This window comes from Pseudomonas sp. B10(2017), assembly GCF_002113295.1.
In the GTDB taxonomy this organism is placed as follows: domain Bacteria; phylum Pseudomonadota; class Gammaproteobacteria; order Pseudomonadales; family Pseudomonadaceae; genus Aquipseudomonas; species Aquipseudomonas pudica.
Map to the genome: position 1 here is coordinate 189,663 of NZ_NEJU01000007.1, position 13,523 is coordinate 203,185.

The 13,523-nt window shown below is 64.7% G+C and carries 13 protein-coding genes and 1 pseudogene; 11 read left to right on the plus strand and 3 right to left on the minus strand.

The features are described 5' to 3' along the window. The first annotated feature begins 8 nt into the window (after positions 1-8). The 9 genes and pseudogenes from paaB to CAF92_RS27345 all read left to right on the plus strand — a co-directional run bounded on the left by paaB (position 9) and on the right by CAF92_RS27345 (position 8,382). On the plus strand, positions 9-290 hold the full coding sequence (gene paaB / locus CAF92_RS11680) for a 1,2-phenylacetyl-CoA epoxidase subunit PaaB (RefSeq protein WP_013972614.1): 282 nt from the start codon (positions 9-11) through the stop codon (positions 288-290). An 8-nt stretch (positions 291-298) separates the two neighbouring features. Then, positions 299-1,057, plus strand: a complete 759-nt coding sequence (gene paaC, locus CAF92_RS11685; protein WP_085600921.1) for a 1,2-phenylacetyl-CoA epoxidase subunit PaaC — start codon at positions 299-301, stop codon at positions 1,055-1,057. After that, positions 1,044-1,577, plus strand: a complete 534-nt coding sequence (paaD, locus tag CAF92_RS11690) for a 1,2-phenylacetyl-CoA epoxidase subunit PaaD (protein WP_085600922.1) — start codon at positions 1,044-1,046, stop codon at positions 1,575-1,577. The genes paaC and paaD overlap by 14 nt, the downstream gene beginning before the upstream one ends. Positions 1,578-1,592: 15 nt before the next feature. Beyond that, positions 1,593-2,669: a 1,2-phenylacetyl-CoA epoxidase subunit PaaE gene (gene paaE, locus CAF92_RS11695; RefSeq protein ID WP_025339106.1), complete on the plus strand. Its 1,077-nt coding sequence runs from the start codon at positions 1,593-1,595 to the stop codon at positions 2,667-2,669. 169 nt (positions 2,670-2,838) lie between these two features. Continuing rightward, positions 2,839-3,147, plus strand: a complete 309-nt coding sequence (locus tag CAF92_RS11700) for a DUF485 domain-containing protein (protein ID WP_046614155.1) — start codon at positions 2,839-2,841, stop codon at positions 3,145-3,147. Next, positions 3,138-4,706, plus strand: a pseudogene (locus tag CAF92_RS11705) (cation acetate symporter); the annotation flags it as partial. The gene CAF92_RS11700 and the pseudogene CAF92_RS11705, both read left to right, overlap by 10 nt. Positions 4,707-4,743: 37 nt before the next feature. Then, entirely contained in the window at positions 4,744-5,976 is a 1,233-nt protein-coding gene (locus CAF92_RS11710; RefSeq protein ID WP_085600924.1) for an OprD family porin, read from the plus strand. Positions 5,977-6,003: 27 nt separating this feature from the next. Beyond that, entirely contained in the window at positions 6,004-8,055 is a 2,052-nt protein-coding gene (gene paaZ / locus CAF92_RS11715; RefSeq protein WP_085600925.1) for a phenylacetic acid degradation bifunctional protein PaaZ, read from the plus strand. A gap of 156 nt (positions 8,056-8,211) precedes the next feature. Then, positions 8,212-8,382 carry a hypothetical protein gene (locus CAF92_RS27345; RefSeq protein ID WP_158090599.1) on the plus strand — a complete coding sequence of 57 codons (171 nt, stop codon included), beginning with the start codon at positions 8,212-8,214 and terminating at the stop codon, positions 8,380-8,382. A 60-nt stretch (positions 8,383-8,442) separates the two neighbouring features. Here CAF92_RS27345 and CAF92_RS11720 read toward each other — a convergent pair whose 3' ends face one another. The 3 genes from CAF92_RS11720 to CAF92_RS11730 all read right to left on the minus strand — a co-directional run bounded on the left by CAF92_RS11720 (position 8,443) and on the right by CAF92_RS11730 (position 11,442). After that, positions 8,443-9,861 carry a short-chain fatty acid transporter gene (locus tag CAF92_RS11720; protein ID WP_013972720.1) on the minus strand — a complete coding sequence of 473 codons (1,419 nt, stop codon included), beginning with the start codon at positions 9,859-9,861 and terminating at the stop codon, positions 8,443-8,445. A gap of 190 nt (positions 9,862-10,051) precedes the next feature. Further along, the gene (locus CAF92_RS11725) at positions 10,052-10,708 is read right to left on the minus strand and encodes a CoA transferase subunit B (protein ID WP_025339254.1); all 657 of its coding nucleotides are present in this window, start codon (positions 10,706-10,708) and stop codon (positions 10,052-10,054) included. A gap of 35 nt (positions 10,709-10,743) precedes the next feature. Next, entirely contained in the window at positions 10,744-11,442 is a 699-nt protein-coding gene (locus CAF92_RS11730) for a CoA transferase subunit A (RefSeq protein WP_015270421.1), read from the minus strand. 140 nt (positions 11,443-11,582) lie between these two features. Between CAF92_RS11730 and CAF92_RS11735 the strand changes: the two genes are divergently transcribed. Beyond that, positions 11,583-12,488: a LysR family transcriptional regulator gene (locus CAF92_RS11735; RefSeq protein ID WP_085600926.1), complete on the plus strand. Its 906-nt coding sequence runs from the start codon at positions 11,583-11,585 to the stop codon at positions 12,486-12,488. Then, a complete protein-coding gene (locus CAF92_RS11740) occupies positions 12,476-13,297 on the plus strand; it encodes an aldo/keto reductase (protein WP_085600927.1) in 822 nt (273 codons plus the stop codon). The genes CAF92_RS11735 and CAF92_RS11740 overlap by 13 nt, the downstream gene beginning before the upstream one ends. Positions 13,298-13,523 lie beyond the last annotated feature (226 nt).

Genomic DNA, 13,523 nt, shown 5'->3' on the forward strand with positions numbered 1-13,523 from the left:
GATCGAAAATGTCTGTCTGGACCCTCTACGAAGTGTTCGTGCGCAGCAAGCACGGCCTTAACCACAAGCATGTCGGCAGCGTGCACGCCGCCGATGCCGCCATGGCCATCGAAAACGCCCGCGAGCTGTACACCCGCCGCAGCGAAGGCGTGAGCCTGTGGGTGGTGCCTTCGGCACTGATCACCGCCTCCTCCCCGGACGAGAAAGACCCATTGTTCGCCCCGGCGGACGACAAGGTCTACCGCCATGCCAGCTTCTACGAACTGCCCGACGAAGTCGGGCACATGTGAGGTTGGCCATGCACAACGAAGCCCTTGTCCCCTACCTGCTGCTGCTCGGCGACAGTGCCCTGGTGCAGGGCCAGCGCCTCTGCGAATGGTGTGGCCGCGCCCCGGCCATCGAAGAAGAACTGGCCCTGATGAACGTTGGCCTCGACCTGGTAGGTCAGGCGCGCAACTGGCTGGAGTACGCCGCCGAGCTGCTCGATGATGGCCGTGACGCCGATGCCCTGGCCTTCCGCCGTGACGAGCGGGCCTATCGCAACCTGTTGCTGGTCGAGCAGCCCAACGGCGATTTCGCCGTGACCATGACCAAACAGTTCTTGTATGACGCCTGGCATTTCGCCGTGCTTCAGGGCCTGGCCGGCTCGAACGACGAACGTATCGCCGGTATCGCCGCCAAGGCCCTGAAGGAAGTCACCTACCATCTGCGCCGTTCCAGCGAGTGGGTGCAGCGCCTGGGTGGTGGCACCGAAGAAAGCCGCCAACGCATGCTCGCGGCCATCCCGGCACTGTGGCGCTTCACCGTCGAACTGGCCACTGGTAGCGACAACGAAGTGTGCCTGGCGCAAGCGGGCGTCGCCGCCGACCCCGCTGCCGTCGGCGCGGCCTGGCTCAACCAGGTTGGCGAAACCTTCACTTCGGTCGAGCTGCCACTGCCCAAGGCCGCCAGCCACTTTTACCTGGACGGTCGCAAAGGCCTGCACACCGAGCACCTGGGCCTGCTGCTGGCCGAGATGCAGTTCCTGCCAAGGGCGTACCCCGATGCAACCTGGTGAGCTGATTGCCGGCGACCGTGGTGCCCGCGCGCAACAAAGCGACGACCTGGCACGGGCCTGGGCGGTACTGGCCCAGGTCATGGACCCGGAAGTGCCGGTGGTCAGCGTGGTCGACCTTGGGATCGTGCGCGACCTCGACTGGCGCGCCGGGCACCTGCACCTGGTCGTCACGCCGACCTACTCCGGCTGCCCGGCCACCGAGGTGATCGAACGGGATATCCGCCAGGCGCTGGAGCAGGCCGGTTTCCCCGCGCCGGCTCTCGACCGTCGGCTGACCCCGGCCTGGAGCACCGACTGGATCAGCGAACTGGGCCGCGAGCGCCTGCGCGCCTACGGCATCGCCCCGCCACAGGGCAGCGCCAGCAAACGCAGCCTGCTCGGCGAGGCGCCGCAGGTGTGTTGCCCGCAGTGCGGCAGTGCCCATACCGAATTGCTCAGCCAGTTCGGCTCCACGGCTTGCAAGGCGCTTTACCGCTGCCGCGAGTGCCTGGAGCCGTTCGACTATTTCAAATGCATTTGAGCCGTGGAGAACGCCATGAGCCAGTTTCACAGCCTGACCATCAAGCAAGTGCGCAACGAGACCCGCGATGCGGTGTCGATTGCCTTCGACGTGCCCGAGCACCTGCAGGCGCAGTTCCGCTTCACCCAGGGCCAGTACCTGGTCATGCGTACCCAGCTGGACAACGAAGAAGTCCGTCGTTCCTACTCCATCTGCAGTGCCGTGCAGGACGGCGAACTTCGTGTGGCGGTAAAGCGCGTGCCTGGCGGGCGCTTCTCGGCATTTGCCAATGACGTGCTCAAGGCCGGCCAGCAACTGGAAGTGATGCCGCCATCGGGCAGCTTCTTCGTGCCACTGGAGCCGGCCCGCCAGGGCAATTACCTGGGCGTGGCTGCCGGCAGCGGCATCACCCCGATCCTGTCGATCATCGCCACTACCCTGGCCAGCGAGCCACACAGCCGCTTCACCCTGCTGTACGGCAACCGCTCCAGCTCCGGCGCACTGTTTCGCGACAAGCTGGAAGACCTGAAGAACCGTTACCTCGACCGCCTGAACCTGATTTTCGTGTTCAGCCGCGAGCAGCAGGATGTCGACCTGTACAACGGTCGCATCGATGCCGACAAGTGCGGCCAGCTGTTCTCGCGCTGGATGGACGTTGCCAACCTGGATGCCGCATTCATCTGCGGCCCGCAGGCGATGACCGAGACGGTGCGCGACAGCCTGCGGGCCAATGGCCTGGCCAAGGAACGCATCCATTTCGAGCTGTTCGCCGCAGCCGGCAGCGAAGCCCGTCGTGAGGCTCGTGAAGCGGCGCGCCAGGTGGACTCGGCGCTCAGCCACATCACCGTGATCAGCGACGGCCGCGCCCTCACCTTCGACCTGCCACGCAACACCCAGAACGTGCTGGACGCCGGCAATGCCATCGGCGCCGAGCTGCCGTACTCGTGCAAGGCCGGCGTGTGCTCGACCTGCAAGTGCCGGGTGATCGAGGGCGAAGTGGAGATGGACAGCAACCATGCCCTGGAGGACTACGAAGTGGCGGCCGGGTACGTGCTGTCGTGCCAGACCTACCCGGTGAGCGACAAGGTGGTGCTCGATTTCGACCAGCTCTGAAACCGTGTCGCCTGCTTCGCGGGCGCGCCCGCTCCCACAGGGATAGCGCAAGTCTCAAGCACACCGCCGCACCTGTGGGAGCGGGCATGCCCACGAAGAGGCCCTAAGCAACACCGCAACACCCGCGTGACCTCAACAAAACAATTACAACACCCAGAGACCGCAACCCATGACACCCGAACGCATCGAAAGCATCGTCAACCACCCCGACTTCCAGCACCTGGTGCAACGCAAACGCCGCCTCAACGGCAGCCTGACCCTGGCCATGCTGGTGATCTACTACGGCTTCGTCCTGCTGGTGGCGTTCTCCCCCAGCACCCTCGGCCAGTCCCTCAGCGGTGGCGTCACCACCGTCGGCATGCTGGTGGGCGTGCTGATGGTGCTGCTGTCCTTCGCCCTGACCGGTATCTACGTGCACCGCGCCAACAATGTGCTCGACCCGCTCAACGACAAGGTCAAGCAGGAGTGCGCGCAATGAACTGGACTGCCATCTCGATGCTCATGGTGTTCGTCTGCTTCACCCTGCTGGTCACCCGCTGGGCTGCCATGCGCACCCGCTCGGCCAGCGACTTCTACACCGCTGGCGGGGGCCTGACCGGCATGCAGAACGGCCTGGCGATCGCCGGCGACATGATCAGCGCCGCGTCGTTCCTGGGCATTTCGGCCATGATGTTCATGAACGGCTACGACGGCCTGCTGTATGCCCTGGGCGTACTGGCCGGCTGGCCGATCATCCTGTTCCTGATCGCCGAACGCTTGCGCAACCTGGGCAAGTACACCTTCGCCGACGTGGTCAGCTACCGCCTGGCGCAAACCCCGGTGCGCCTGACCTCGGCCTTCGGCACCCTGGTGGTGGCGCTGATGTACCTGGTGGCGCAGATGGTCGGTGCCGGCAAGCTGATCGAGCTGCTGTTCGGCATCAGCTACCTGTACGCGGTGATGCTGGTCGGCGTGCTGATGGTCGCCTATGTCACCTTCGGCGGCATGCTCGCCACCACCTGGGTGCAGATCATCAAGGCGGTGATGCTGCTGTCGGGCACCAGCTTCATGGCCTTCATGGTGCTCAGGCATTTCGGCTTCAGCACCGAGGCGATGTTCGCCAGCGCCGTGGCCGTGCATGCCAAGGGCCAGGCGATCATGGCCCCGGGTGGCTTGCTGTCCAACCCGGTGGATGCCATTTCCCTGGGCCTGGGCATGATGTTCGGTACCGCCGGCCTGCCGCATATCCTGATGCGCTTCTTCACCGTCAGCGATGCCAAGGAAGCGCGCAAGAGCGTGTTCTATGCCACCGGGTTCATCGGCTACTTCTACCTGCTGCTGATCGTCATCGGCTTTGGTGCCATCGTGATGGTTGGCACCGAGCCGTCCTACCGTGACGCCACCGGCGCGATCATCGGCGGCGGCAACATGGTCGCCGTGCACCTGGCCCAGGCCGTGGGTGGCAACCTGTTCCTCGGCTTCATCTCCGCTGTGGCTTTCGCCACCATCCTGGCGGTGGTCGCCGGCCTGGCGCTGTCCGGTGCATCGGCCGTTTCCCACGACCTGTATGCCTGCGTGGTGCGCCAGGGCAAGGCCAGCGAGCAGGAGGAAATGCGCGTCTCGCGTATCGCCACCCTGCTGATCGGCCTGCTGGCGGTCATTCTCGGCCTGATGTTCGAGTCGCAGAACATCGCCTTCCTTTCCGGCCTGGTGCTGGCGGTGGCCGCCTCGGTCAACTTCCCGGTGCTGCTGCTTTCGATGTTCTGGAAAGGCCTGACCACCCGCGGCGCGGTGTGCGGCAGCATGGCCGGCCTGGTTTCGGCGGTGCTGCTGGTGGTGCTGGGCCCGGCGGTATGGGTCAACGTGCTGCATCACGAAAAGGCGCTGTTCCCCTACAGCAACCCGGCGCTGTTCTCCATGAGCCTGGCCTTCCTCGGCGCCTGGGTGTTCTCGGTCACTGACAGCTCCGAACGAGCCAGCCAGGAACGTGGCCGCTACCTGGCCCAGTTCATCCGCTCGATGACCGGAATCGGCGCTGCCGGCGCCAGCAAGCACTGACTTTCAGGGAAGAACAACCATGTCGGGTAAAACAACAATGAACCGCACGCACTTCATTTCGGCCGCCTGGCTGGCCACATTCGCCATGCCGTTGCCGGCCATGGCGGACTTCATCGGCGACAGCCACGCCCGGTTGGAACTGCGCAATCACTACCTCAACCGCGACTTCCGCCAGAGCAACGCACCGCAGGCCAAGGCCGAGGAATGGGGCCAGGGCTTTACCGCCAAGCTGGAGTCGGGCTTCACCGAAGGCCCGGTCGGCTTTGGTGTCGACGCCATGGGGCAACTGGGCATCAAGCTCGACTCCAGCCGCGACCGCCGCAATACCGGCCTGCTGCCTTTCGGCCCGAACAGCCATGAGCCGGTCGATGACTACAGCGAACTGGGCCTGACCGGCAAGGTGCGGGTGTCCAAGAGCACCCTGCGCCTGGGTACCTTGCAACCGATCCTGCCAGTGGTGGTGTACAACGACACGCGCCTGCTGGCATCTACCTTCCAGGGTGGCCTGCTCACCAGCCAGGATCTGGCCGGCCTGACGTTCAACGCCGGCCGCCTGACCAAGGCCAACCTGCGTGATTCCTCTGGCCGCGACGACATCGGCTACGGCGCCGCCAGCAGCGACCACCTGGACTTCGGCGGCGGCAGCTACGCCATCACCCCGCAAACCAGCGTCAGCTATTACTACGCCAAGCTCGAGGACATCTACCGCCAGCAGTTCGTCGGCCTGATCGATACCCGCCCGCTGGGCGAAGGCCTGAGCCTGCGCACCGACCTGCGCTACTTCGACAGCCGCAACGACGGCGCCGAGCGTGCCCGCAACATCGACAACCGCAACTTCAACGCCATGTTCACCCTTGGCGTACGGGCCCACAAGTTCACCGCCGCCTGGCAGCAGATGTCCGGCGACAGTGCCTTCCCGTTCGTGAACGGCGGCGACCCGTTCACCGTCAACCTGGTCACCTACAACACCTTCACCCGCGCCGGGCTGGACTCGTGGCAGGTGCGCTACGACTACGACTTCGTCGCCATGGGTATCCCTGGCCTGAGCTTCATGACCCGCTACACCGATGGCCGCCACGCCGAAACCGCCACCGTCAGCAATGGCCGTGAGCGCGAACGCGACACCGACATCACCTATGTCATCCAGAGCGGCCCGTTCAAGGACGTCAGCCTGCGCTGGCGCAACGTCACCTTCCGTTCCGGCAATGGCCTGACCAATGCCGTGGACGAAAACCGCCTGATCATCGGCTACACCGTGGCGCTGTGGTAACAGCGCCCCTCTACATTGGAGAACAGCATGTCTGCCGCCCCTACCCTGCAAAGCTTCATCGCTGGCCGCTGGCTTGGCCAGCACGGCGCCCAGGCCCTGCGTAGCGCCCTGGATGGCCACGTTCTGGCCTACAGCCACGAAGAGCGCCCGGATTTCGCCGAAGCCGTGGACTTTGCCCGCGCCCGTGGCCTGGCTGCGCTGATGGCCATGGACTTCCAGCAACGCGCTGCCCGCCTGAAGGCGCTGGCCCTGTACCTGGCCGAGCGCAAGGAGCAGCTTTACGCCCTGTCCCACCACAGCGGCGCCACCCGTGCCGACAGCTGGATCGACATCGAAGGCGGTAACGCCACGCTGTTCTCCTATGCGGGCATTGGCAGCCGCGAGTTGCCGTCGGGCAACCTGGTGCATGAAGGCCCGGCCATTCCACTGGGCAAGCAAGGCCATTTCGCCGGCAGCCACATCCTGGTGCCGCGCGCCGGCGTGGCGGTGCACATCAACGCCTTCAACTTCCCCATCTGGGGCATGCTGGAGAAGTTCGCCCCGACCTTCCTGGCCGGCATGCCGTGCATCGTCAAGCCGGCGACCTCGACCAGCTACCTGACCGAGGCCGTGGTGCGCCTGATGAATGCATCCGGTCTGTTGCCCGAAGGCAGCCTGCAACTGGTGATCGGCAGCACCGGCGACCTGCTCGACCGCCTGCAAGGCCAGGACGTGGTGACCTTCACCGGTTCCGCCGACACCGCCGCCAAGTTGCGCGTCACGCCGAACCTGGTGCGCAACTCGGTGCCATTCACCGCCGAGGCCGATTCGCTGAACTGCGCCATCCTCGGCCCGGATGTGACCCCGGACAGCGAAGAGTTCGACCTGTACATCAAGGAGGTGGTCCGCGAAATGACCACCAAGGCCGGCCAGAAATGCACCGCCATCCGCCGCGCCATCGTACCGGCCAGGCACATCGACGCCGTTGCCACCCGCCTGCGGGAACGGCTGGCCAAGGTAGTGGTCGGTGACCCGTCGCTGGAGGGTGTGCGCATGGGCGCCCTGGCCTCCCACGACCAGCAGCACGATGTGGCCGAGCGGGTGCGCAGCCTGCTGCAGAGCTGCGACCAGCTGTTCGGCGCCAGCGATGGTTTTGCACCGCGTGGCGAAGGTGTGGCCGAGGGGGCTTTCTTTGCCCCGACCCTGCTGCAGGCCCGTGACCCGCATGCCGAAGGCGGTGCCCACGATATCGAAGCGTTCGGCCCGGTCAGCACGTTGATGGCCTATGACGACCTCGATGAAGCCCTGGCGCTGGCCGCGCGGGGCAAAGGCAGCCTGGTGGCAACCCTGGTCACCGCCGACCGCAGCGTGGCAGCCAAGGCCATTCCGGTGGCTGCCGCCTGGCATGGCCGTCTGCTGGTGCTCGACAGCGAGGCGGCCAAGGAATCCACGGGGCATGGCTCGCCATTGCCACAGCTCAAGCACGGCGGCCCGGGCCGCGCTGGTGGTGGTGAGGAGCTGGGTGGCCTGCGTGCCGTCAAGCATTACCTGCAGCGTGCCGCAGTCCAGGGTTCGCCGAGCATGCTCTCGACGGTAACCGGCGAATACGTGCGCGGTGGCGAAGTGATCGAAACCGAAGTGCACCCGTTCCGCCGCTATTTCGAGCAGTTGCGCATCGGTGAGTCGCTGCTCACCCACCGGCGCACCGTGACCGAAGCCGACCTGGTCAACTTCGGTTGCCTGTCGGGTGACCATTTCTACATGCACTTCGACGAGATCGCCGCCAAGCAATCGCAGTTCGGCAAGCGCATCGCCCACGGCTATTTCGTGTTGTCGGCAGCGGCCGGGCTGTTCGTCTCCCCGGGTGCAGGCCCGGTACTGGCCAACTATGGCCTGGATACCCTGCGCTTCATCAACCCGGTGGGCATCGGCGACACCATCCAGGCTCGGCTGACCTGCAAGCGCAAGATCGACCAGGGCAAGACCAGCCCGCTGGGCCAGCCCCAGGGCGTGGTGGCTTGGGATGTGGAGGTGACCAACCAGCTGGGTGAGCTGGTCGCCAGCTATGACATTCTCACCCTGGTGCTGAAACAGCCCTGACAGTGCCGTTGGTCAGGGGCGGTGGGTATCCAACCGACCTCCCCTGGCTATGGCCGCTCTCATTCAATGAGGGGTGGTCAATGGCTTCGCCTCTCACTCCTGTATTGGGCCCGCCTGAGCGCGGGCCGTTTTTTCATCGAGAACGAGGGTTGCAGGATGGAAGACTTGCTTGGTATGGGTGGCGGCAGCGCACCGGATGACTGGCCTGAACTCGAACCGGACCGGGGCAATGACCGGGCAGATGACCCGGATGCCGACCCCAACGTGACAGATGACGAAGAAAACCGCCCGGGCGTGCCGGCCAGCGACCCCGAGTCCGGTGCCTGACACTCATGCGGGCGGCCTGCACATACCTGCAGGAACGGCCTTGCCAACATAACCCTCGGGTTACGGCATCACCGGCGGCAGGTACTGCAACGTCGTGCCCAATGCCCACAGCAACACCAGCACCAGCGGCACGTGCACCAGCAACTGCACGAACGAAAAACCGATCAGGTCACGTGCCTTGAGCCCCAGCACCCCCAGCAGTGGCAGCATGTAGAACGGGTTGATCAGGTTCGGCAAGGCTTCGGCGGCGTTGTAGATCTGCACTGCCCAGCCCAGGTGGTACTGCAGGTCATTGGCCACCAGCATCACGTACGGCGCCTCGATGATCCACTTGCCACCGCCCGAAGGGATGAAGAAGCCCAGCACCGCCGAATACACGCCCATCAGCACGGCATAGGTGTCATGCGTGGCGATCTGGGTGAAGAACAGCGAAATGTGGTGGGCCAGGGTCTGCTCGTCGACGCCCTTCACTTGCGTGAGGATGGCCGCGATCGAACCATACAGCGGGAACTGGATCAGCACCCCGGTGGTGGTCGGAACCGCACGCGCCACCGCATCGAGGAAGCTGCGCGGGCGCCAGTGCAGCAAGGCACCGAGCATGATGAACAACAGGTTGTAGGTGTTCAGCCCGGAAATGGCGGTAATCGCTGGCTTGGTGGCGAACTCCTGGTACAGCCAGCCGGCGGCCAGGGCCACCAGCAGCAGGATCAGAATGGGGCTGTGTTCAAGCCATTCGCCCGGGCGGGTGCGCTGGGGTGCCGGTGGCGCGGTGAAGCTTGGGTCGACTCCGCAGTCCTGGGCGCTGCGCGCGCTGTTCGGGCCCGGGGCCGTGGCGTAGGCGATCACCAGCGAGACCACCACCAACGCCGCCAGCATCACGCCGGACTGCCAGAGGAAGATGGTTTCGGTGAACGGGATCACCCCGGTAATCGACAGGATCGACGGTGGCAGGCTGGCCGGGTTGGCCTGCAGTTGCGCCGCCGACGAAGACAGGCCCAGCGCCCACACCGCGCCCAGGCCCAGGTAGGCGGCGGCGCCGGCGGCGCGGTAGTCCATCTTCAGCTCGGTGCGCCGGGCCAGGGCGCGCACCAGCAGGCCGCCGAACACCAGCGACAGGCCCCAGTTGAGCAGCGATGCCAGCATCGAGATCAGCGCCACCCAGCACACCGCCGAACGGCCATTGCCGGGGATGCGCGCCAGGCGGTCGATCAGCCGCGCCGCGGGCGGTGAACTGGCTACCACATAGCCGCCGATCACCACGAAGGCCATCTGCATGGTGAACGGGATAAGGCTCCAGAAGCCATCGCCAAAGGCCTTGGCGGTGTCGGTCGGCTTGGCGCCCATGGCCAGGGCACCGATGCACACCAGCAGCACCGCCAGGGCGGCAAACACCCAGGAATCGGGGAACCAGCGTTCGGCCCAGTTGGAGCAGCGCAAGGCAAAGCGCGCGGAACGGCTGTCTTGAATTTCAGCGGCCACAGTTCAATTCCTTTTATTGGTTTTATCGGATACATCAGCAAACGCAAAACCCCTGTAGGAGCGACCTTGTGTCGCGAAAGGGCCGCAAAGCGGCCCCTCGATCTCGGCATCGATGCCAAAATCGAAGGGCTGCGGTGCAGCCCTTTCGCGACACAAGGCCGCTCCTACAGGGGCGGTGCGCGGCGATAGATTAGAAGGTCATTTCCTTCACATCATCCGGCACGATCAGCTTGCCGGCGGTTTTCTCGATGATTTCTTCAACGCTCACCCCTGGCGCAGTCTCGCGCAGGATGAAGGCGCCGTCTTCGATTTCCAGGTAGGCCAGGTCGGTCAGCACCTTGCGGATGCAGCCAGCGCCGGTCAACGGCAGGCTGCACTGCGGCAGCAGCTTGGACTCGCCGTCCTTGGAGGCGTGAGTCATGGTGACGATGATGTTCTCGGCACCGGCCACCAGGTCCATGGCGCCGCCCATGCCCTTCACCAGCTTGCCCGGGATCATCCACGAGGCGATATTGCCTTGCACATCCACTTCGAAAGCGCCGAGCACGGTAAGGTCGACATGGCCGCCACGGATCATGGCGAACGACTGCGCAGAATCGAAGATCGAGGCACCGCGGCGGGCGGTGACGGTCTGCTTGCCGGCGTTGATCATGTCGGCATCGATGGTGCCTTCAGTGGGGAATTCGCCCATGCCGAGCAGGCCGTTTTCCGATTGCAGCATCACATCCATGTCGGCGGGTACGTAGTTGGCCACCAGGGTCGGAATGCCGATGCCCAGGTTGACGTAGTAGCCGTCCTTCAGTTCACGGGCGACGCGTTGCGCCATCTGTTCGCGGGTCAGTGCCATGGTCAGGATCTCTTTGTTGTTCTGGTGGATGGCGCTCAGGCCTTGACGGTGCGCTTTTCGATACGCTTTTCGAAGGTGCCGACGATGACGCGGTCCACATAGATGCCCGGGGTATGGATCTCGCTGGGCAACAGCACGCCAGGTTCGACAATCTCTTCCACTTCGACCACGGTGATCTTGCCGGCAGTGGCTGCCAGCGGGTTGAAGTTTTGCGCGGTGTTGCGGTACACCACATTGCCGTAATGGTCGGCCTTCCAGCCCTTGACGATGGCGAAGTCGCCGGTGATGGATTCTTCGAGGATGTACTTGCGGCCGTTGAACTCGCGCACTTCCTTGCCGTCGGCAACCGGGGTGCCGTAGCCGGTGGCCGTGTAGAAGGCCGGGATGCCGGCGCCACCGGCGCGCATTTTCTCGGCGAGGGTGCCTTGCGGGGTCAGTTCCACTTCCAGCTCGCCGCTCAGCAGCTGGCGTTCGAACTCGGCGTTCTCGCCCACGTAGGAAGCGACCATCTTGCGGATCTGCCGGTCCTCCAGCAGCACGCCCAGGCCAAAGCCATCGACACCGCAGTTGTTGGAAACCACCGTAAGGCCCTTGACGCCACGGCGCTTGATTTCGCTGATAAGGTTTTCCGGGATGCCGCACAGGCCGAAACCACCAGCCAGTACCGTCATGTTGTCGGTCAGGCCTTCGAGTGCCTGTTCATAGGTTGCAACGCGCTTGTCCAGTCCGGCCATGCTGATCCGCCTTTTGTAGTTGTTGAACCGACGAGGCTGTCGGTGAGCGTCTGATGACATCTTCACCGCAAGCGACTGATTTGTTAATTTTGTTTTCATCATCGATTGATAACTTTTGCAAAACAACCAAAAGGCCTGTCATGAACGTCAAGCAACTGCGCGCCTTTGTCGCTGTGGCCAAGTACCAGAGCTTCGCTCAGGCCGGTGAACACCTGCATGTCTCACAACCGGCCCTGAGCCTGACCATCAAGGCCCTGGAAGAAAACCTTGGCGGCGCCCTGCTGAGCCGCACCACTCGCAGCGTCAGCCTGACTGCCGAGGGCGAGGTGCTGCTGCCGCTGGCGCGGCGCCTGCTGGCCGACTGGGACGACACCGAAGAAATGCTGCGCCAGCGTTTCACCCTGCAACTGGGCCGGGTTTCGGTGGCGGCCATGCCGGCCTTTGCCGGCAACCTGCTGCCCCACTCGCTGAAGGTATTTCGCCAGCGTTACCCGAAGGTCAACGTCACGGTGCACGATGTGATCAACGAACAGGTGCAGGAACTGGTGCGCCATCGTCGCGTCGAACTGGGCATCGGCTTCGAACCGGACAACATCGATGGCCTGGATTTCCACCCGTTGTACATGGACCGCTTCGTCGCCGTGGTGCCCGCCGATTCGCCCTTGGCGCAGCTGCCTCGGGTCAGCTGGGCACAGTTGCTGGCCGAAGACTTCGTTGCCCTGCAACGCCCTTCGGCGGTGCGCCTGCTGATGGAACAGAACGTGGCCGCCCAGCACGGCAAACTGGCGGTGGCTTTCGAAAGCCACCAGCTGTCGACCATCGGCCGCATGGTTGCCAGTGGCCTGGGGGTCAGTGCCGTGCCGGCACTGTGCATCAACCAGATGCAGGAGCTTGGCGCCCGCTGCGTGACCCTGGTCGAGCCCACGGTCGAGCGCCGCATTGGCGTGGTTGCCCTCAGCGAACACAAGCTTTCCACGGCGGCGCAAGCGCTGCTTGAGGTACTGCTTACCAATACCCGCATACCGGAGGTGACATGCGTTACGTGAAACTGGCAGGTTCGAGCGTTCCGGCCATCGGCCAGGGTACCTGGTACATGGGTGAAGATCCGGCCCGCAAGGCGGCCGAGGTGGCGGCCCTGCAACAGGGTATCGAACTTGGCCTGAGCCTGATCGATACCGCCGAGATGTATGCCGAAGGTGGCGCGGAAGAAGTGGTCGGCCAGGCCATTGCCGGGCGCCGCGACCAGGTGTTCCTGGTCAGCAAGGTGTACCCGCACAATGCCAGCCGGCTCGGTATGGCGGCGGCCTGCGAACGCAGCCTCACGCGCCTGGGCACCGACTGCATCGACCTGTATCTGTTGCACTGGCGTGGCCAGCACCCGCTGGAGGAAACCGTCGAGGCCTTCGAGCGCTTGCGCGAGCAAGGCAAGATCAAGCGCTGGGGTGTTTCCAATTTCGACGTCGACGACCTGCGCGAGCTGCACAACCCCGATTGCGCCACCAACCAGGTGCTGTACAACCCGGCCCAGCGTGGCATCGAGTTCGACCTGTTGCCGTGGTGCGAAAAGCGCGCCCTGCCGACCATGGCCTACTGCCCGCTGGCCCAGGCCGGGCGCCTGCTGCAGCACCCGGTGCTGGCGCAAATCGCCGAGCGCCATGGCGCCACGGCGGCTCAGGTCAGCCTGGCCTGGGTGACCCGGGATGACGGGGTGATAGCCATCCCCAAGGCCGTGGCGCCCGAGCATGTGCGGCTGAATGCGGCTGCGGGTTCGTTGACCCTGACCAGCGAAGACCTGCGGGCGATCGACCGGGCGTTCCCGGCACCGACACGCAAGCAACGGTTGGCGATGGTGTAGCGACTGGCACGAAATCGCTTTTTGTAGGAGCGGCCTTGCGTCGCGAAAGGGCCGCAAAGCGGCCCCAGCATTATCTGCAGTGACGCCGAAATCCTGGGGCTGCTACGCAGCCCTTTCGCGACGCAAGGCCGCCCCCACAGGTCAGCGCAATCCGGACTATGGCGAGACTCCTGTAGGAGCGGGCGCGCCCGCGAACACCGGCAAAGCCGGTGCCATGCACCGCAGT

What these genes read in the sequence shown, in the direction of transcription:
- CAF92_RS27345 (WP_158090599.1), top strand. Translation starts at nt 8,212, where the DNA reads ATGGAAGACTTGCTTGGTATGGGTGGCGGCAGCGCACCGGATGACTGG.
- paaE (WP_025339106.1), top strand. Translation starts at nt 1,593, where the DNA reads ATGAGCCAGTTTCACAGCCTGACCATCAAGCAAGTGCGCAACGAGACC.
- paaB (WP_013972614.1), top strand. Translation starts at nt 9, where the DNA reads ATGTCTGTCTGGACCCTCTACGAAGTGTTCGTGCGCAGCAAGCACGGC.
- CAF92_RS11735 (WP_085600926.1), top strand. Translation starts at nt 11,583, where the DNA reads ATGAACGTCAAGCAACTGCGCGCCTTTGTCGCTGTGGCCAAGTACCAG.
- paaZ (WP_085600925.1), top strand. Translation starts at nt 6,004, where the DNA reads ATGTCTGCCGCCCCTACCCTGCAAAGCTTCATCGCTGGCCGCTGGCTT.
- CAF92_RS11710 (WP_085600924.1), top strand. Translation starts at nt 4,744, where the DNA reads ATGAACCGCACGCACTTCATTTCGGCCGCCTGGCTGGCCACATTCGCC.
- paaC (WP_085600921.1), top strand. Translation starts at nt 299, where the DNA reads ATGCACAACGAAGCCCTTGTCCCCTACCTGCTGCTGCTCGGCGACAGT.
- CAF92_RS11700 (WP_046614155.1), top strand. Translation starts at nt 2,839, where the DNA reads ATGACACCCGAACGCATCGAAAGCATCGTCAACCACCCCGACTTCCAG.
- CAF92_RS11730 (WP_015270421.1), bottom strand. Translation starts at nt 11,442, where the DNA reads ATGGCCGGACTGGACAAGCGCGTTGCAACCTATGAACAGGCACTCGAA.
- CAF92_RS11740 (WP_085600927.1), top strand. Translation starts at nt 12,476, where the DNA reads ATGCGTTACGTGAAACTGGCAGGTTCGAGCGTTCCGGCCATCGGCCAG.
- CAF92_RS11725 (WP_025339254.1), bottom strand. Translation starts at nt 10,708, where the DNA reads ATGGCACTGACCCGCGAACAGATGGCGCAACGCGTCGCCCGTGAACTG.
- paaD (WP_085600922.1), top strand. Translation starts at nt 1,044, where the DNA reads ATGCAACCTGGTGAGCTGATTGCCGGCGACCGTGGTGCCCGCGCGCAA.